At 73.1% G+C, this 16,334-nt stretch carries 18 protein-coding genes; 10 read left to right on the top strand and 8 right to left on the bottom strand.

From position 1 onward, the window contains the following. Positions 1–52: 52 nt before the first annotated feature. The 3 genes from QQZ14_RS17795 to QQZ14_RS17805 are packed head-to-tail and all read right to left on the bottom strand — an operon-like array spanning position 53 to position 2,665. Entirely contained in the window at positions 53–1,159 is a 1,107-nt protein-coding gene (locus tag QQZ14_RS17795; protein WP_284535723.1) for a 2Fe-2S iron-sulfur cluster-binding protein, read from the bottom strand. Between the two features lie 4 nt (positions 1,160–1,163). Further along, positions 1,164–1,466 carry a hypothetical protein gene (locus QQZ14_RS17800; protein ID WP_284535724.1) on the bottom strand — a complete coding sequence of 101 codons (303 nt, stop codon included), beginning with the start codon at positions 1,464–1,466 and terminating at the stop codon, positions 1,164–1,166. Continuing rightward, entirely contained in the window at positions 1,466–2,665 is a 1,200-nt protein-coding gene (locus QQZ14_RS17805) for a Rieske 2Fe-2S domain-containing protein (RefSeq protein WP_284535725.1), read from the bottom strand. Before QQZ14_RS17805 ends, QQZ14_RS17800 begins: the two co-directional genes overlap by 1 nt. A gap of 109 nt (positions 2,666–2,774) precedes the next feature. Here QQZ14_RS17805 and QQZ14_RS17810 point away from each other — a divergent pair, with 109 nt between their 5' ends. From QQZ14_RS17810 to QQZ14_RS17830, 5 genes are all read left to right on the top strand, one after another. After that, positions 2,775–3,962 (top strand): acyl-CoA dehydrogenase family protein, encoded by a 1,188-nt coding sequence (locus QQZ14_RS17810; RefSeq protein ID WP_284535726.1) that lies wholly within the window; start codon positions 2,775–2,777, stop codon positions 3,960–3,962. 15 nt (positions 3,963–3,977) lie between these two features. Next, on the top strand, positions 3,978–5,090 hold the full coding sequence (locus QQZ14_RS17815; protein ID WP_284535727.1) for an acyl-CoA dehydrogenase family protein: 1,113 nt from the start codon (positions 3,978–3,980) through the stop codon (positions 5,088–5,090). A gap of 205 nt (positions 5,091–5,295) precedes the next feature. Next, positions 5,296–6,861 carry a long-chain-fatty-acid--CoA ligase gene (locus QQZ14_RS17820; RefSeq protein ID WP_284535728.1) on the top strand — a complete coding sequence of 522 codons (1,566 nt, stop codon included), beginning with the start codon at positions 5,296–5,298 and terminating at the stop codon, positions 6,859–6,861. 47 nt (positions 6,862–6,908) lie between these two features. Then, positions 6,909–7,487: a hypothetical protein gene (locus QQZ14_RS17825; protein WP_284535729.1), complete on the top strand. Its 579-nt coding sequence runs from the start codon at positions 6,909–6,911 to the stop codon at positions 7,485–7,487. Beyond that, positions 7,484–7,978, top strand: coding sequence for a SigE family RNA polymerase sigma factor (locus tag QQZ14_RS17830; RefSeq protein ID WP_284535730.1), 495 nt, complete (start codon positions 7,484–7,486; stop codon positions 7,976–7,978). The genes QQZ14_RS17825 and QQZ14_RS17830 overlap by 4 nt, the downstream gene beginning before the upstream one ends. 147 nt (positions 7,979–8,125) lie before the next feature. Here QQZ14_RS17830 and QQZ14_RS17835 read toward each other — a convergent pair whose 3' ends face one another. Continuing rightward, positions 8,126–8,914 carry a spermidine synthase gene (locus QQZ14_RS17835; protein WP_284535731.1) on the bottom strand — a complete coding sequence of 263 codons (789 nt, stop codon included), beginning with the start codon at positions 8,912–8,914 and terminating at the stop codon, positions 8,126–8,128. Between the two features lie 107 nt (positions 8,915–9,021). Here QQZ14_RS17835 and cobT point away from each other — a divergent pair, with 107 nt between their 5' ends. From cobT to QQZ14_RS17855, 4 genes are all read left to right on the top strand, one after another. Next, positions 9,022–10,044, top strand: a complete 1,023-nt coding sequence (gene cobT, locus QQZ14_RS17840) for a nicotinate-nucleotide--dimethylbenzimidazole phosphoribosyltransferase (RefSeq protein WP_284535732.1) — start codon at positions 9,022–9,024, stop codon at positions 10,042–10,044. Continuing rightward, a complete protein-coding gene (locus QQZ14_RS17845) occupies positions 10,037–10,735 on the top strand; it encodes an adenosylcobinamide-GDP ribazoletransferase (protein WP_284535733.1) in 699 nt (232 codons plus the stop codon). The genes cobT and QQZ14_RS17845 overlap by 8 nt, the downstream gene beginning before the upstream one ends. A gap of 71 nt (positions 10,736–10,806) precedes the next feature. Then, positions 10,807–11,397, top strand: coding sequence for a carboxymuconolactone decarboxylase family protein (locus QQZ14_RS17850; RefSeq protein ID WP_284535734.1), 591 nt, complete (start codon positions 10,807–10,809; stop codon positions 11,395–11,397). Continuing rightward, positions 11,394–12,284, top strand: a complete 891-nt coding sequence (locus QQZ14_RS17855) for an RNA polymerase sigma-70 factor (protein WP_342395243.1) — start codon at positions 11,394–11,396, stop codon at positions 12,282–12,284. The genes QQZ14_RS17850 and QQZ14_RS17855 overlap by 4 nt, the downstream gene beginning before the upstream one ends. 12 nt (positions 12,285–12,296) lie before the next feature. Here QQZ14_RS17855 and cobU read toward each other — a convergent pair whose 3' ends face one another. Beyond that, positions 12,297–12,830 (bottom strand): bifunctional adenosylcobinamide kinase/adenosylcobinamide-phosphate guanylyltransferase, encoded by a 534-nt coding sequence (gene cobU / locus QQZ14_RS17860; protein WP_284535735.1) that lies wholly within the window; start codon positions 12,828–12,830, stop codon positions 12,297–12,299. After that, the gene (locus QQZ14_RS17865) at positions 12,827–14,311 is read right to left on the bottom strand and encodes a cobyric acid synthase (protein WP_284535736.1); all 1,485 of its coding nucleotides are present in this window, start codon (positions 14,309–14,311) and stop codon (positions 12,827–12,829) included. Before QQZ14_RS17865 ends, cobU begins: the two co-directional genes overlap by 4 nt. Positions 14,312–14,458: 147 nt before the next feature. On the opposite strand from QQZ14_RS17865, the gene QQZ14_RS17870 reads away from it, so the two are divergent. Continuing rightward, positions 14,459–14,683, top strand: a complete 225-nt coding sequence (locus tag QQZ14_RS17870) for a hypothetical protein (protein WP_284535737.1) — start codon at positions 14,459–14,461, stop codon at positions 14,681–14,683. 39 nt (positions 14,684–14,722) lie between these two features. On the opposite strand, the gene QQZ14_RS17875 is transcribed toward QQZ14_RS17870, so the two are convergent. Both QQZ14_RS17875 and QQZ14_RS17880 read right to left on the bottom strand, forming a co-directional pair. Beyond that, positions 14,723–16,108, bottom strand: coding sequence for a flotillin family protein (locus tag QQZ14_RS17875; RefSeq protein WP_284535738.1), 1,386 nt, complete (start codon positions 16,106–16,108; stop codon positions 14,723–14,725). A gap of 24 nt (positions 16,109–16,132) precedes the next feature. After that, positions 16,133–16,309: a hypothetical protein gene (locus QQZ14_RS17880; protein ID WP_284535739.1), complete on the bottom strand. Its 177-nt coding sequence runs from the start codon at positions 16,307–16,309 to the stop codon at positions 16,133–16,135. Between the last annotated feature and the right edge of the window lie 25 nt (positions 16,310–16,334).

Raw genomic sequence — 16,334 nt, forward strand, 5'->3', positions numbered from 1 at the left:
CTCGGCCGCGGCCACGAGGATTACGTCGGCGCTCCGACAGGCCGTCGGTGCGTCAGTGGTACGTGACCTTGACCGTGTCGGTGACCGGGACCGCCTGGCAGCCGAGCCGGATGCCCTCGGCGATGTCCTCGTCGTCCAGGACGTCGTTGTGGAGCATCTTCACCTCGCCCTCGAGCAGGCGGACGGCGCACGCGGAGCACTCCCCCTCCCGGCAGGAGTACGGCGCCTTGACGCCCTTGGACTCCAGGTGCTCGAGCAGCTTGGTGCCGGGCGCCCAGTCGTCGAAGACGTACTGCTCCCCGTCGAGCTCCACCTCGAGCTTCACCGGACCCTGCGGCCGGTCCCCCTCGACGCCGAGCAGAGCCTCGTCGGCGTCGTCCGGGTCGTGCTCGGCGTCCTCGATCTCGTGCTCGGCGACCTCCTGGTCGTGCAGGTCTCCGAACGGGTTGCCGCCGAGGGAGATGAACTTCTCCTGGTGCCGGCGCCCCCGCGGGAACTCCAGCTCCTTGAGCGCGGCGACGGCGAGCTTCATGAACGGCGCGGGTCCGCAGACGAAGGCGTCGTACGTCGCGTAGGCGGACGCGAACGCCTTCAGCTGCTCCTGGGTGGGCAGCCCCTGCACCGACTCCAGCCAGTGCACGACCTGGAGCCGGTCGGGATGCTCGGCGGCCAGCCGGGACAGCTCGGGGGCGAAGATTACCGACCGCTCGTCACGGTTGGCGTAGAACAGCACGATCCGGCCGCCGCCTTGCCGGAGCGCGGTCCGGGTGATCGACATGACGGGCGTGATCCCGCTGCCGCCGGCGAAGAGCAGCAGGTCGGCGTCGAGCGAGGCCGGGGTGAAGATCCCGCTCGGCGGCAGCATCCGCACGGTGTCACCCTCGCGCACGTGGTCGCACAGCCAGTTGGAGGCATAGCCGTCCGCGGTGCGCTTGACGGTGATCGTCAGCGGGCCGCCGTCCCCGGGGCTGCTCGACAGCGAGTAGCAGCGTGCGGCGACGCCCGTCCGGTCGCTCGGCACCGCGAGGGTGAGGAACTGGCCGGGCTTGTAGGCGAACTGCTCCTCGGCACCCGGAGGCACCTCGAAGGAGATCGAGTACGCGTCAGTGGTCTCCTCGACCACGTCCACGACCTTCAGCTCGAAGGACTCGTCCGTCATGGGGTCAGTAACCGTCCTCGGCTCCGATGGGGATCCGGCCCTCACGCACCGCGGCGTCGATGCTGGCCACCAGCCGCGGGCATCCGGCGTACACCGGGCGCCCGCCGGGCTGCGCCGACATCCTCGCGAACTCCTGGCAGTGCTCGAGCGCCTGGTCCGACCACTGGATGGAGGTGTGGTGGTCGCTGTTCTTCTTCACGCCGACGGTCGCCAGGCAGTCCTGGCACGCGACCTCCACCAGCCTGGCCCGGGTGTAGAGCCGCTGGTCCTCCAGCGTCTCGGCGCTGGTGGGCACGAACGACGCCATCAGGTGCCCGTCATGATCGGCGGGGTGGCGTCGCTGCCCGCCTGGCTCTCGGCGCCGTCCTCCGCGCTCTTGCGGGCGAGGTTCTCCTCGACCTCGGCACGCCAGTTCTCGTTGGCCCTGGTGGTGTCGACCTCGAACTCGAACCGCTCGGTCATCTCCGGCGCGACGTCGGCCTTGTCGACGTAGAACTGCTCGTACCAACGGCGCAGCTGGTAGACCGGGCCGTCCTCCTCGCACAGCAGCGGGTTCTGCACCGGGGCCTTGTTGAGCCAGATCGCGACGTCCTGCTCGAAGCCCTCCTTGAACGTCTCGGAGTAGCGCCGGCCGATGTACTCGGCGGTCGCGTCGTCGACGCCCTCGGGCTTCTTCACGCACAGGCCGTACTGGAGCTTGAAGGAGTTCTGCGACGTCGGGACGTGGCAGTTGATGAGGATGACCTCGGTCTCGAAGCCTTTGTAGTCGACGTTGATCCAGTTGATCATGTAGGACGGCCCGTAGTACGAGGCCTCCGACTTCAGCATCAGCCCCTCGTCGCCGTAGCCGGCACCGTCCACGTCGGGGCGACCGGTCGACTCCATGAACTGCGTCGCCACGTGCCCCTCGAACACGTTGCGGAAGCTCGTCGGGAACGCGAAGTGGATGTAGAAGAAGTGCGCCATATCGACGACGTTGTCGATGATCTCGCGACAGTGCGCGTTGGGGACGTCGAGCACCTCCCAGGTCCAGTCGGTGTACTCGTCGGTGCCGACCCCCGGCAACTCCGGCGGCAGGATGTCGAGGTCGGGTTCCGACCCTTCCACGTCGTGCCACACCAGCACCTGACCGTTGCGCACGACCACCGGGTAGCGCTGGGTGCGGGCGCGCAGCGGCACCCGACGCGCGTACGGGATCGCCTTGCACTTGCCGTCGCCGCCCCACCGCCAGTCGTGGAAGGGGCAGGCGATCTCGTCGCCCTTGACGGTGCCCTGGGTCAGGTCGCCGCCCATGTGGCGGCAGTAGCCGTCGAGGGCGTTGATCTGACCCTGGGAGTCCTGCCAGACGACGAGCTTGCCGCCGAACGCCTCGATCCCGTGGGGCTTGCCGTCCGCGAAGGCCGACGCGAGCCCGAGGCAGTGCCACCCGCGTGCGAACCGCTCCGGCGGCGTGCCGCGGTCGAGGGCGCGGGCGCTGGACGGGGCGCTGGTCGAGGTCGGGCTCATGACGTGCCTCCAGACAAGGTGGACCAAAACGAGAACAGGTTATAGTTTTTGGGTCGCCGGTGCCAGCACCGACTGCACGTTCCCACCGCCACACTCCCACGGAGTCTCGATGCACATCGCCCTCACGCCCGAGCAGGAGCGGCTCCGCGAGGAGCTGCGCGAGTACTTCGCCACGCTGGTCACCCCCGAGGTCAGGGCCGGGCTCGCGTCCGCGACCGGCGAGTTCGGTGAGGCGGGCACGTACAAGGACGTCATCCGCCGCCTGGGGTCGGACGGCTGGCTGGGCATCGGCTGGCCGGAGGAGTACGGCGGGCAGGCCCGCTCGATGATCGAGCAGCTGATCTTCACCGACGTCGCGGCCGTCGCCGGCGTACCGATCCCCTACCTGACGCTCAACACCGTCGGGCCGACGATCATGCGCTACGGCACGCAGGAGCAGAAGGACTACTTCCTGCCGCGGATCCTCGCGGGCGACCTGCACTTCTCGATCGGCTACTCCGAGCCCGGCTCGGGCACCGACCTCGCCTCGCTGAAGACCAAGGCGGTGCGCGAGGGCGACGAGTGGGTGATCAACGGCCAGAAGATGTGGACCTCGCTGATCCAGTACGCCGACTGGATCTGGCTCGCCTGCCGCACCGACCCCGATCTGCCCCGCCACAAGGGCCTGTCGATGATCCTGGTGCCCGCCGACGCCCCCGGCTTCTCCTACACGCCGGTGCACACGGTCGCCGGGGTGAGCACCAGCGCGACGTACTACGAGGACGTCCGGGTTCCGTACGGCAACCTGGTGGGCGAGCTCAACGGCGGCTGGTCGTTGATGACCAACCAGCTCAACCACGAGCGGGTCGCGCTCACGTCCTCGGCGCCGCTCACACACTCGATCGAGATGGTGCGCCGGTGGGCGCAGGAGACGAAGAACCCCGATGGCCAGCGGGTGATCGACTCCGAGTGGGTGCAGATCGCCCTGGGCCGCGCGCACGCGCGCACCGAGGCGCTCTCGCTGATCAACTGGAAGCTCGCCGCGGACGCCGACGCGGGCGTCGATCTCTCCCCCGCCGAGGCGTCGGCCACCAAGATCTACGGCTCCGAGCTCGCGACCGAGGTCTACCGGTCGCTGATGGAGATCGTCGGACCCAACGCCGGGGTGACCGGCGACTCCGAGGGCGCGGTGCTCGCCGGGCGGCTCGAGCGCTACCACCGGTCGGCGCTGGTGATGACGTTCGGCGGCGGCACCAACGAGATCCAGCGCGACATCATCGGGTACGTCGGTCTCGGCCTGCCCGCCGCGAAGCGATAGTCCCGAGAGGCAGACATGGACTTCCGATTCACCGCCGAGCAGGACGAGGCCGCGGAGCTCGCGGCGAGCATCCTCCAGGACCGGGCCACCAACGACCGCCTCAAGGCCGTCGAGGCCGCCGGTGACCGGTTCGACCGCGAGCTGTGGGCCGAGCTCGGCTCGGCCGGGCTGCTCGGGCTCGCGCTTCCCGAGCAGTACGACGGCGCAGGGCTCGGCCTCCTCGAGCTGTGCCGGGTGCTCGTCGAGGTCGGCAGGACGGTCGCGCCGGTGCCGCTCGCGGCCCACGGCCCGGCCTCGCGGCTGCTCGCCGAACGCGGCCCGGACGCTCTCCGCGAGCGCTGGCTGCCGCGCGCAGCCACCGGCGCGGCCGTGCTCACCGCGGCGGTCGCCGAGGAGCGGGCCTACGCGCCCGCGCGGCCGACCACCGCAGCGACCCCTGAGGGCGACGGGTACCGGATCACCGGCAGCAAGGCCATCGTCCCGGCCGGCCCGTATGCCGACGCGTTCGTGGTCCCCGCCGAGACCGCGACCGGGGTCGGCGTGTTCCTGGTCGAGCCCGGCGACGCGGGCGTCACCGTGGTCGCCCAGACCTTCTCCGACCGTGACGCCGTGGCCCGCCTCGACCTCGACGGCGTGATCGTCGGGCCCGACCGGCTGGTCGGCGAGGCGGACGGCGCCGCCGACCACCGGCTGCGCCAGCTGATGCTGCTGGCCGGCTGCGCCGAGCAGCTGGGCATCACCGAGGGAGCGCTCCGGCTCACCGCGTCGTACGCGAAGACCCGCGAGCAGTTCGGACGGCCGATCGGCACGTTCCAGGCGGTCTCGCAGCGCCTGGCCGACGGCTACATCGACGTGCTCGGCCAGCGGCTGACGCTCTGGCAGGCGGCCTGGCGGCTCGACGAGGGCCTGCCCGCCGACACCGAGGTGGCGATCGCCAAGCTGTGGGCCGCGGACGCCGGGCACCGGGTCGCGCACACGACCGTGCACGTCCACGGCGGGGTCGGGATCGACCTCGACGGCGAGGCGCACCGCTACTTCACCAGCGCCAAGCGCTTCGAATTCCTGCATGGCGGGGCCACCGAGCAGGCGCTGAACGTCGGCCGCGCCCTCGCGGCCGAACCGGCGTGAGCAGCGGCGAGGCCCGTGGTTTCGAGGCTCGCTTCGCTCGCACCTCAACCACCGTGGCCGCTCGCTTCGCTCGCACCTCAACCACCGTGGCCGCTCGCTTCGCTCGCACCTCAACCACCGTGGCCGCTCGCTTCGCTCGCACCTCAACCACCGGCAGACGGTGGTTAAGGTGCGAAGGCCGCCAGGCCTGAGCCTCGAAACCACCATGCCCACCGTCCGCGACCAGCTGCTCGCCCGCGCGGACGACCCCTCCCCCGGGCTGCTCTTCGAGGACGAGGCCTGGACCTGGGCCGAGGTGGTGCGCGAGTCCTGCGTCCGCTCCGCGGTGCTGGGCGCGCTGCTCCCACCCGGGGAGCCGCCGCACGTGGGCGTGCTGCTCGACAACGTCCCGGACTTCGCCTTCCTGCTCGGCGGCGCCGCGCTCGGCGGCCAGGTCGTCGTGGGCCTCAACCCCACCCGGCGCGGAGCGGCGCTGGCGGCGGACATCGCCCGCGCCGACGTCCGGGTCGTGGTCACGGACACGACGTACGCCGGGCTCCTCGGCGACACGGACCTCCCAGTGCTGCTCGTGGACGGCCCCGAGTGGGCGGCCCTGCTCGACAGCCATGCCGGCGCTCCCGTCCCGCTTGCCCCGGTCGGGCCGGACACGTTGATGATGCTGGTCTTCACCTCCGGCACGTCCGGGGAGCCCAAGGCCGTCAACGTCACGCAGGCGAAGGTCGCCCACCCGGGGCAGTTCCTGTCCGAGCGGTTCGGGCTCGGCCCGGCCGACGTCGCCTACGTGTCGATGCCGATGTTCCACTCCAACGCGATCATGGCGGGCTGGGGTCCCGCGCTCGCGTCGGGAGCCGCGATCGCGCTGGCCCGCCGGTTCTCGGCCTCCGGGTTCCTGCCCGACGTGCGGCGGTACGGCGCGACGTACGCCAACTACGTCGGCAAGCCGCTCACCTACGTCATGGCCACCTCGGAGCAGCCCGACGACGCGCACAACCCGCTGCGCCTGGTGTTCGGCAACGAGGCCAACGACCGCGACATCGACGGCTTCGCCCGCCGGTTCGGCTGCACGGTCGTCGACTCCTACTCCTCGACCGAGAACGCGGTGATCGTGCAGCGGGTCCCCGAGATGCCGGCCGGGAGCCTGGGCCGGCCTGTGGAAGGCGTGCAGGTGCTCGACCCCGTGACGATGGAGGAGACGCCCGACGCTGAGTTCGGGCGCGACGGCGTGCTGCTCAACGCCGCGGAGGCCACGGGCGAGCTGGTCAACACCGCCGGCGCGGGCGCCTTCGCCGGCTACTACAACGACCCGGACGCCGAGGCAGAGCGGATGCGCGGCGGCATGTACTGGTCGGGAGACCTCGCCTACCGGGACGCCGACGGATTCGTCTACTTCGCCGGCCGCACGGCCGACTGGCTGCGGGTCGACGGCGAGAACCTCGCAGCCGCCCCCGTCGAGCGGATCCTGCTGCGACACCCGGCGATCGCCGAGGCGGCGGTCTACGCGGTGCCGGACGAGTCCGTCGGCGACCAGGTGATGGCCGCGCTGGTGCTCCGTGAGCCGGTGGACCCGGCCGGCTTCGAGGGGTTCCTGGCCGCGCAGCCCGACCTGTCCCCCAAGGCGTGGCCTCGCTACGTGCGGCTGGCCGACACCCTGCCGCGCACCGCGACCAACAAGGTGCTCAAGCGCGAGCTCTCCGCCCAGGGGCCGGTCGCCGGAGGTGGCACCCTGTGGGTGCGGGACACGCGCGGCACGGCGTACGCCCCGGAGCGCTGACAACGGATCGCACCGGTGCGTCCGTCTGGGTGGTGAAGGGGGACACCATGACCGACATCACCGTCCTGAACGCGGCTCTCGAGCGAGCCATCGGACCCGGGCCCGAGGGGCCGGAGCTTAGCACCCTCCTGCACCACGGCCACCGGTCCGTACGCCGCCGCCGCGTCGGTGCGGCCGCCACCCTGGCTCTCGCCGCGATCGCCACCGCGGGCGTCGTCCACGGCCTCGACGGGGCGGCGCCGTCGAGCAGCTCCCGGATCGAGCCGGCGACCACGGGGCCCAGCGACGCGGGCCGCCTCGATGAGACGCTCCACGGCCGCGAGCAGGTCTGGGACGCCGGCGCCCGCCACCTGGCGGCGCAGCGCGGGCTGAGCATCGAGGCGGACGGGTCGATCGTGTTCCCCACCGACGTCGTGGTCGTCCGGCACATCGACGACGCCCTGCATCGCGCCCCTGAGGAGCAGTCGGTCGGCTACGTCGTGCGCGAGGACGGCGAGGACGTCTGGTACCTCGGCCGGCTCCGGGCGACGGGCGGCGCGCAGAGCCTCGGCCACCTGGTCACCGGACGCCCCGGAGTCGATGCCCCGACCTTCGAGGACTGGCTCGCCCAGCAGGGCGCCCCATGAGTCGGTCCGACCGCGACGCGGAGTTCGCCGAGTTCGTGCTCGCCCGGCGAGCGCACCTCGCGCGGATCGCGTACGCCGTCTGCGGCGATCAGCACCGGGCGGAGGACCTCGTGCAGACGGCGCTGGTCAAGCTGTACGCCGCCTGGCCACGGATCCGCCGGAGGGGCAACGAGGAGGCCTATGCGCGCACGATCATCGTGCGCGCGGACATCGACGAGTCCCGCCGGCCGTGGCGCCGCGAACGGCCCGGGCTCGACGGCCACGACGAAGCCGCTCCCGAGACGATGACGACCGAGGACCGGTCCGCGCTCTTCGAGGCGCTCCAGACGCTCCCGGCCATGCAGCGCAAGACGGTCCTGCTGCGGCACTGGCTGGGGCTGTCGGTCACCGAGACCGCCGCCGAGCTCGGCATCGGCGAGGGCACCGTCAAGAGCCACACCTCGCGCGGCCTCGCCGCGCTCCAGCAGACGCTGGCCGGCGACGTGCGCTGACGGCTGCTCAGGGTCCCGCCCCCGCGCGCCGTCGCGCCGGGCGGGCGGTGAGCCAGCAACCCTTCCCGGACCCGGCTCGGTTGCCCGGCCACGCTGACCCGGCCGCCGCCAGCCGCCACCGGGCAGGGCGGTGACCCGGCAACCCCATCACCGGTCGGGCGGCGGAGACGGCGCGGTGTCCGCGTCGGTGAAGGGGGTGCCGCCGCCGAAGCCATCGCTGACCTGCCGGCCGTCGAGCACGCGGTACGGCGCGGCCGCGCTCGCCGCGCGGGCCCCGAGCACGTCGACCGGCACCGGCGCGCGGGACGCGACCACGACCAGGTTGCCGAGTCGCCGGGCGCGCAGGGTCGCCGGCTCGGCGGTCAGCAGCATCGACCCGAACACCTGCCGCAGCCCGGCCACGACCCGCCGGCTCCAGCCGAACGGCGCCCGGTCGGTCAGGTTGAGCACGAACAGCCCGCCCTCGTCGAGCACCCGTGCGACGTCCTCGAAGAACTCGACGGTGACCAGCTCCGCAGGCACCCGGGCGTCCGCGAACGCGTCCAGCATCACCAGCTCGGCGTGCCGGTCCCGGAGCGCGGCAACGCCCTCACGCCCGCCGACGGCACGCACCTTGATGCCGCTGCGGCGCGGCAGCGGCAGCTCGCGGCGGACCAGCTCGGTGACCTCGGCGTCCGGTTCCAGCACCACCTGCGGCGACGCCGGCCTGGTGGCCGCGACGTACCGCGGCAGGGTCAGGCCCGCGCCACCGACGTGCACCATCCGCACGGGCTGGCCCGCAGGTGCGGCGGCGTCGACGACGTCGGCCATCCGGCGCACGTAGTCGAAGACCAGCCGGGTCGGGTCGACGAGGTCGACGTAGGACTGGTTCATCCCCGCCATCCGGAGCAGGTGGCTGCCGGGCCGGTCGCCCGGGACGATCTCGGCGTCGGCCATGGCTCAGGTTAGGTCCTGGGGCAGCAGCGGCGGGCCGTGGGTCCGGAGCCGGGTGGGCGCGGTCACCGCGCTACGGTGATCGCCCGCCCACCGACCAGGAGAAGCCCGTGATCGCGCCGCCCCGTCCCGAAGCCGCCGCGTCCGCCCAGGAGCGCCTCGCCGCCCTGGCGACCCCACCCGGAGCGCTCGGCCGGCTCGGTGACCTCGCGGTGTGGCTCTCCGCCTGTCAGGACGCGGTCCCGCCCCGCGAGCTCACCAACGTCCGCCTGGTGATCTTCGCCGGCGACCACGGTGTGGCCCGGCACGGCGTGTCGGCCTTCCCGCCGGAGATCACCGCCGCGATGGTGCGCACGTTCCTCGCCGGCAAGGCCGGCGTCAACGCGCTCGCGAGCGCCCATGGCGTCGCGGTCCGCGTGCTCGACCTGGGCGTCGACGACGACCTGGACGGCGTCCCCGACGACGTACGCCGCTTCAAGGTGCGGCGCTCGTCCGGGGCCATCCACCTCGAGGACGCGCTCACGGCCGAGGAGACCCGGGCCGCGCTCGAGGCCGGGGCCGCCGTCGCGGGTGAGGAGATCGACGCCGGCGCCGACCTGCTCATCAGCGGCGACATGGGCATCGGCAACACCACGCCCGCCGCGGCGCTGGTGGCCGCCGGGCTCGGGCTGCCCGCTCGCGAGGTCACCGGGCGCGGGACCGGCGTCGACTCGATGACGCTCGCCCACAAGGAGCAGCTGATCGACCGGGCGCTCGCCCGGGCCGGCGACCGCACCGACGACCCGGTCGAGACGCTCACCGCGCTCGGCAGCGCCGACCTGGCCGCGAGCACCGGATACCTCCTCGAGGCGGCCCGCCAGGGCGTCCCGGTGCTGCTCGACGGGCTGATGGCCGTTGCCTGCGCCCTCACCGCGGACCGGATCGACCCCGGGGCCGCGGCGTGGTTCGCCGCCGGCCACCGGTCCACCGAGCCCGCGCAGACCCTCGCCCTGGCAAAGATGGGGCTGGAGCCCGCACTCGACCTCGGCATGCGGCTCGGCGAGGGCAGCGGCGCGGTCGCCGCGGTGCCGGTGCTGCGCAGCGCGGTCGCCGTGCTGCGCGACGTCGCGCTGCTCAGCGAGCTCGGTGGGTGAGTCCTGGCGGCTCGCGGTCGGCACGCTGACCGCGCTGCCGGTGGGCGCCGTCGGCGGCGTCGACCGGCGTACCGCCCGCGGTGCGATGCTGCTCGCCCCTCTGGCCGTGTTGCCACTCGGGCTGCTGGTCACGCTGGTGCTCGTGGCCGGCTCGGCCACCGGGCTCCCGCCGCTGGCGGTGGCGTTCGTGGCCGTCGGCGCGCTGGCGATGGGGTCGCGGGCGCTCCACTGGGACGGGCTGTCCGACACCGCCGACGGACTGACCGCGTCCTACGACCCGGCTCGCTCCCTGGAGGTGATGCGGTCCGGCACGAGTGGCCCGGCCGGCGTGGTGGCGACCGTGGTCGTCCTGGGCATCCAGGTCGCCGCGCTCTCGTCGTACGTCGAGGTGGGCTGGCGCGCGATCCTGGCGGGTGCCCTGGTGTGCCTGTCCCGGTGCGCGCTGTGGATCGTGTGCTGCACGCGGGTCCCGCCGGCCCGGCCCGACGGCCTCGGCGCCGCGGTCACCCGGACCGTCCCCGTCCCGATCGCGGTCGTCGGCGGGCTCCTGCTGTCCGTGGTCGGCGGCCTCGCGGTCCTGGTCCTGACCCGCCGGACGGTGCGCCGGTTCGGCGGGGTCACCGGCGACGTGCTCGGGGCCGCGATCGAGGTGGCCCTGGCGACCACCCTGCTCGCGTGGTCCTGGGCCTGACCGGTCCCGGCTGTCACACTTCGCGACCGGCCGTCGTCTGGATGTCGTACCGACTCACCCAGGAGGACGACATGACCGCAACCACCCGCATCCCGCCTGCCGAGATCACCGGGTTCAAGGGCTCGCTGATCAAGCGCTTCGCGCAGAAGAAGCTCGGCCAGGTCCCGGCCTCGCTCGGCGTGCTCTGGCACAACCCGCAGGTGCTCACGGACCTGGCCCGGGCCGGGGGCAAGGTCCAGAAGTGGGCATCCTGCGACGAGCAGCTCAAGTCGTTCGCCCACATGGCGGTGGCCGCTCAGGTCGGCTGCAGCTGGTGCCTGGACTACAACTACTTCGAGGCGAACAACCGCGGCCTCGACATGGACAAGGCCCGCGAGATCCCGCGGTGGCGGGAGTCGGAGGCGTTCTCGCCGCTCGAGCGCGAGGTGCTGGGCTACGCCGAGGCGATGACCGTGACCCCGCCGACCGTGACCGACGGCATGGTGGCATCGCTGCGGGCCCAGCTGGGTGAGGCCGCGCTGATCGAGCTGACGGCGGTCATCGGGTTCGCCAACTCCACCACCCGCCCGAACATCGCGCTCGGCATCGAGTCCGACGGCTTCGCCGCAGCCTGCGGCCTCCGGCCCCTCGCACAGCCGACTGCGGCAGGATCATCGGCGTGACCAGTAGTACCGAGGACCCGTTCGTCACCCACCGGGGGCTCCTCTTCACCGTCTCCTACCAGATGCTGGGATCGGCGACGGACGCCGAGGACGTCGTGCAGGACACCTGGCTGCGGTGGGACGCCATCGGGGCGGAGACGAGGGCCACGGTGCGCGACCCGCGCAGCTTCCTGGTGCGGATGGTGACTCGCAAGGCGCTCGACCGGCTGCGCGCGAACGCCCGGCGCCGCGAGGAGTACGTCGGCGAGTGGCTGCCCGAGCCGCTCCTGACCGCCCCCGACGTGGCCGACGACGTCGAGCTCGCGGAGAGCGTCTCGATCGCGATGCTGACCGTGCTCGAGACGCTCACGCCCGCGGAGCGCGCGGTGTTCGTGCTGCACGAGGTCTTCGACACGCCGTACGACGAGATCGCGGCGGTGCTCGGCAAGTCCGCGCCCGCGGTGCGCCAGATCGGGCACCGGGCCCGGGGACACGTCGCGGCGCGCCGGCCACGGATGGACGTCGGTCCCGCGGAGCAGCAGGAGGTCGTCCGGCGGTTCATGCGGGCGGTCACCCAGGGCGACCTGCAGGGCCTGCTCGACGTGCTCGCGCCCGACGTGGTGCTCGTGGCCGATGGCGGCGGGGTCGTCCAGGCGCTGGTCAACCCGGTGGTGGGAGCCAAGAAGGTCGCGAACCTGCTGCGCCCGTTCAGCCGGCTGGCGCCGGGAGCGCAGTTCGTGCCGGTGCTGCTCAACGGCGCGGTCGGGGCCCGGATCGTGGGCACCGACGACGGCTACGACGCCGCGATCAGCTTCGTGTTCGACCAGGGCCGGATCAGCCGCATCTACGCCGTGCGCAACCCGGCCAAGCTCCACGGCATCGACGTCGAGGCGACGATCCGGCGCTGACCCCGCTCACGGTCAGAGCCGCAGCACGCGCCCGGCCACGACGAGGTGCACCTCGTCGCAGGCGCCGGCGAACCGCTGGTTGACCACGCCGAGAAGGTCGCGGAACAGCCGGCCCGAGCGGTGCTCGGGCACCACGCCCAGGCCGACCTCATTGGTGACCACCACCACCGAGCCCGAGGCCGCCAGCAGCGCGGCCACGGCGGCGTCGGTCGCGGCGGCGACGTGGGCGTGGACCACGTCGGCGGGTGCGTCCCAGAGCTCGGCCTCGTCCAGCGCCGCGGTGAGCCAGGTGCCGAGGCAGTCGACGAGCACAGCGCTCTCCCCCGCCCTCGACAGGGCGTCGGCCAGGTCGCGGGTCTCGACGGTCGCCCAGTGCGCCGGCCGGCGGGCGCGGTGGGCCGCGATGCGTGCCGCCCAGTCGGGGTCGTCGTCCTCCTCGGGGGTCGGCCCCGGCGCGACGTACCTGACGGTGGTCTCGGCGCGGAGCAGCCGCTCGGCGTGGGTGGACTTCCCGGAGCGCACGCCCCCGGTGACCAGGACCTTCACCGGTCGGCGCCCGGCGGCAGCACCGGCAGCCCGGACGGGGCGCCGTCGGTGGCCAGGCCGGCGATCGCGGCGACGTCGAGGTGCTCCTCGACGAGGTCGGCGAGCAGCTCCAGCCGGCGTTGGCGTGCTGCTCCGAAGCTCACCCCGGAAGGCTCCCACACGTGCCCGGTGAGCCGCGCCACCTCGGTCAGGAACGCCGTGCGGAACGCGTCGCCCTCCAGGGCGCCGTGCCACATCGTCCCGAACACGTGGCCGGACCGGGCGCCGCCGAGGAACTCCTCGGCGTCCTCGCCTCGCGTCACGACGCCGTGGTGGATCTCGTAGCCGCTCGCCGCGGCACCGAGCGCGGTGCCGCGCGGCAGCCGCAGCACCTTCTCCGCGGCGAAGTCGGTGCGTACGTCGAGCAGCCCGAGCCCGTCGGCCACGGCGCCGGCCGCGCCCTCCACGCCGGCCGGGTCGGACACGCTCCGGCCGAGCAGCTGGAAGCCGCCGCAGATGCCCAGGACCGGCCTCCCGGCCGCGGCGTGGGCGTGGATCGCGCGGTCGAGCCCGCGGTCGCGCAGCCAGGCGAGGTCGGCGATGGTCGCGCGCGTCCCCGGCAGCACCACGAGGTCGGCGTCGGCGATCGCGCGCGGGTCGGCCGCGAACACCACGTCCAGTCCGGGCTCCAGACCCAGTGCGTCGGCGTCGGTGGCGTTGCTGATCCGCGGCAGCCGCACCACGGCCACCTTGAGCGCCGCCCGGTCGTCCCGTGCCCGCCGGCCGGCCAGGTCGAGGGTGTCCTCGGAGTCCAGCCACAGGTCGGGGTGCCACGGCAGCACGCCGTACACGGTGCGGCCGGTGAGCCGCTCGAGCTCGTCGAGCCCGGGCCGGAGCAGCGACAGGTCGCCGCGGAACTTGTTCACCACGAACCCCGCGACCAGCCGCTGGTCCGCCGGCTCGAGCAGCGCCACGGTGCCGAACATCGCGGCCAGCAGCCCGCCGCGGTCGATGTCGCCGACCACCACGGTCGGCAGGCCGGCGTGCCGTGCCAGCCCCATGTTGACGTAGTCCCCCGCCCGCAGGTTGATCTCGGCCGGGCTCCCGGCGCCCTCGGCGACGACGACGTCGTAGCGCGCCGCCAGGTCGTCGAACGCGTCGTACGCCGCGCGGGTCAGCCGGTCGCGCCGGCCCGCGAAGTCGCGGGCACCGACCTCACCGGCCGCGCGACCCATCACGACCAGGTGGCTGCGCAGGCTGCCGGGCTTGAGCAGCACCGGGTTCATCGCGGCCTCGGGCTCGGCGTTCGCCGCGACGGCCTGGACCCACTGCGCGCGGCCGATCTCCGCGCCGTCGGCGCAGACCATGGAGTTGTTCGACATGTTCTGCGCCTTGAACGGCGCCACCTTCACCCCCGCGCGCGCCAGCGAGCGGCACAACGCGGTGGTGACGACGCTCTTGCCGGCGTCGGAGGTGGTGCCGGCGACCAGGATCCCGCTCATGGGCAGCCCAGCATAGGAGGCGGGCGCGGTGACCCAGGGCCTGGGCACAAAGTCCCGTCCCTGACGGGACCCGGGACCCTGCCGAGCACGCCGGGCCGGAGGTGATCGTCGTCACGACCGCGCACCGAGCCCCCGCGGGAGGACCCGATGAACCCCGGCCAGAACTACCCGATCGCCGAGCACCCACCCACGTTCTGGGTGCTGTTCCTCATCGGCGTGATCCTCATGGTGGTCGCCCTCACGGGCGTCTTCCTCGTCGCCGTCGGCCGGGCCTGCCAGGCCACCCGCGCCGACACCGCGGCCCCGGAGCCCGAGCGCGCACCGGACGTCGGGCGGGCCCCGCGCCGGCACGGCGTGATCCACCCCGCCTGAGTCCAGGCCGAGCGACCTACGCCGGGCCGCCGGCGCGGGTCACTCCGTGGCGTCGGCCGTCGGCCGGCTGGCTGCGGGGGCGGGAGCCGGACTGCTGCCGTTGGTGGCCGCGCCGCCCTTGATCGAGGTGATCAGGTTCTGCGCCAGGCCGAGTCCGGCGCCGCCCATCGTGAGCGCCTTGCCCAGCATGTCCTCCATGCCGTCGGCGCCGTTGAGCACGACGAGGTTGTCGATGTTGCCGAGCGCCGAGGCACCCGCCTTCACGATCTCCGGGTAGTGCTCGGCGATGGTCTGCGCGATCACCGCGTCCTGGTTCTCGGCGAGCGCCTCGGCTCGCGCCTTGATGCCGGCGGCCTCGGCGAGGCCACGAGCCTGGATCGCCTTCGCCTCGGCCTCGCCGGTGGCGGCGGTGGCCCGCGCCTCGGCGTCACCGCGCAGGGTGGTCTCCTCGGCCTCGGCCCGGGCCCGGGCGATCTTCGCCTGGCGGTCGGCGTCGGCCAGCGTGACCTGCCGGTAGGCCTCGGCGTCCGCGGGCTTGCGGATCTGGGTGTCGAGGACCTTCTCGGCGCGCTGCGCGTCGAGCTCGGCGGCCGCCGTCTCGGCCTTGACGACCTCCTGGCGGGCCTGGGCCTCGGTGAGCGGTCCGGCCTGGGCCGCCTGGGCCTTCGCGGTGTCGACCTCGGCCTGGTAGCCGGCCTGCTCGATCTGGGACTGCCGGACCGCCTCGGCCTTGCGGGCGTCGGCGACCTGCTCGGCCTGGGTGGCCTCCTGGTCGCGCTGCGCGGCGGCGATCCGGGCCGCGGCCTCGATCGCGGCGGCCTGCGGCTTGCCGAGGTTGTTGATGTAGCCGACCTCGTCGTCGATCTCCTGGATCTGCAGGGAGTCGACGATCAGCCCGAGCTTGCCCAGGTCGTCGGCCAGCGAGGTGCGGATGTTCGCGGTCAGCGACTCCCGGTCGTGGAGCATCCCCTCGACCGTCATGCCGCCGACGATCGCACGGAGGTGGCCGGCGAAGAGCTCGTGGATCGTGCTGACCAGCGTCTCCTCGTCCTGCTCGAGGAAGCGGCGGGCGGCGTTCGCGATGCTCGCCTTGTCGTCGGCGACCTTGAAGACGACGACGCCCTTGACGGTCAGCGGGATCGACTGGCTCGACACCGCCTTGACGGTCAGCGTGGTGGTGCGCAGCCCGAGGTAGAACCGGCGCACGGTCTGGAAGCCCGGGATCACCGCGGTGCCGCGGCCGACCACGATCTTGAAGCCGCGGCCGGTGTCACCCGGCATGTCCGCCGGCGTCTCACCGTGAGCCCCGAGGCCGGAGATGATCAGCGCCTCGTTGGGCTCGGCGACCCGCCAGATCATCTTGAAGACGAGCACGAGGAAGAGGACGGCGGCGAGCGCGACCGCGCCCAGGATGAGGAGAGTCATGACGATGGCTTCCGGTTCAGGCCGCTACAGCGCAGCGGAGACGTAGACGATGCGCGGCTGGGCGTACTCCATGACCCGCACGAGGGTGCCGATCGGGAGTGTGTCCGTGCCGACGTACGGATAGGCGTTGAACGCCTCGCTGCCGCCTCGGATCGGCAGGATCACCTCGCCGACGAGACCGGGGCCGACCGTACCGGTCACGCGTCCCTCACGACCGACGACGCTG

The organism is Nocardioides sp. T2.26MG-1 (assembly GCF_950101795.1).
In the GTDB taxonomy this organism is placed as follows: domain Bacteria; phylum Actinomycetota; class Actinomycetes; order Propionibacteriales; family Nocardioidaceae; genus Nocardioides.

Coding starts and splice junctions, on each gene's coding strand:
- QQZ14_RS17830 (WP_284535730.1), top strand. CDS start 7,484: ATGAGTCGGTCCGACCGCGACGCGGAGTTCGCCGAGTTCGTGCTCGCC.
- QQZ14_RS17865 (WP_284535736.1), bottom strand. CDS start 14,311: ATGAGCGGGATCCTGGTCGCCGGCACCACCTCCGACGCCGGCAAGAGC.
- QQZ14_RS17870 (WP_284535737.1), top strand. CDS start 14,459: ATGAACCCCGGCCAGAACTACCCGATCGCCGAGCACCCACCCACGTTC.
- QQZ14_RS17820 (WP_284535728.1), top strand. CDS start 5,296: ATGCCCACCGTCCGCGACCAGCTGCTCGCCCGCGCGGACGACCCCTCC.
- QQZ14_RS17805 (WP_284535725.1), bottom strand. CDS start 2,665: ATGAGCCCGACCTCGACCAGCGCCCCGTCCAGCGCCCGCGCCCTCGAC.
- QQZ14_RS17795 (WP_284535723.1), bottom strand. CDS start 1,159: ATGACGGACGAGTCCTTCGAGCTGAAGGTCGTGGACGTGGTCGAGGAG.
- QQZ14_RS17850 (WP_284535734.1), top strand. CDS start 10,807: ATGACCGCAACCACCCGCATCCCGCCTGCCGAGATCACCGGGTTCAAG.
- QQZ14_RS17835 (WP_284535731.1), bottom strand. CDS start 8,914: ATGGCCGACGCCGAGATCGTCCCGGGCGACCGGCCCGGCAGCCACCTG.
- QQZ14_RS17875 (WP_284535738.1), bottom strand. CDS start 16,108: ATGACTCTCCTCATCCTGGGCGCGGTCGCGCTCGCCGCCGTCCTCTTC.
- QQZ14_RS17810 (WP_284535726.1), top strand. CDS start 2,775: ATGCACATCGCCCTCACGCCCGAGCAGGAGCGGCTCCGCGAGGAGCTG.
- QQZ14_RS17815 (WP_284535727.1), top strand. CDS start 3,978: ATGGACTTCCGATTCACCGCCGAGCAGGACGAGGCCGCGGAGCTCGCG.
- QQZ14_RS17800 (WP_284535724.1), bottom strand. CDS start 1,466: ATGGCGTCGTTCGTGCCCACCAGCGCCGAGACGCTGGAGGACCAGCGG.
- QQZ14_RS17825 (WP_284535729.1), top strand. CDS start 6,909: ATGACCGACATCACCGTCCTGAACGCGGCTCTCGAGCGAGCCATCGGA.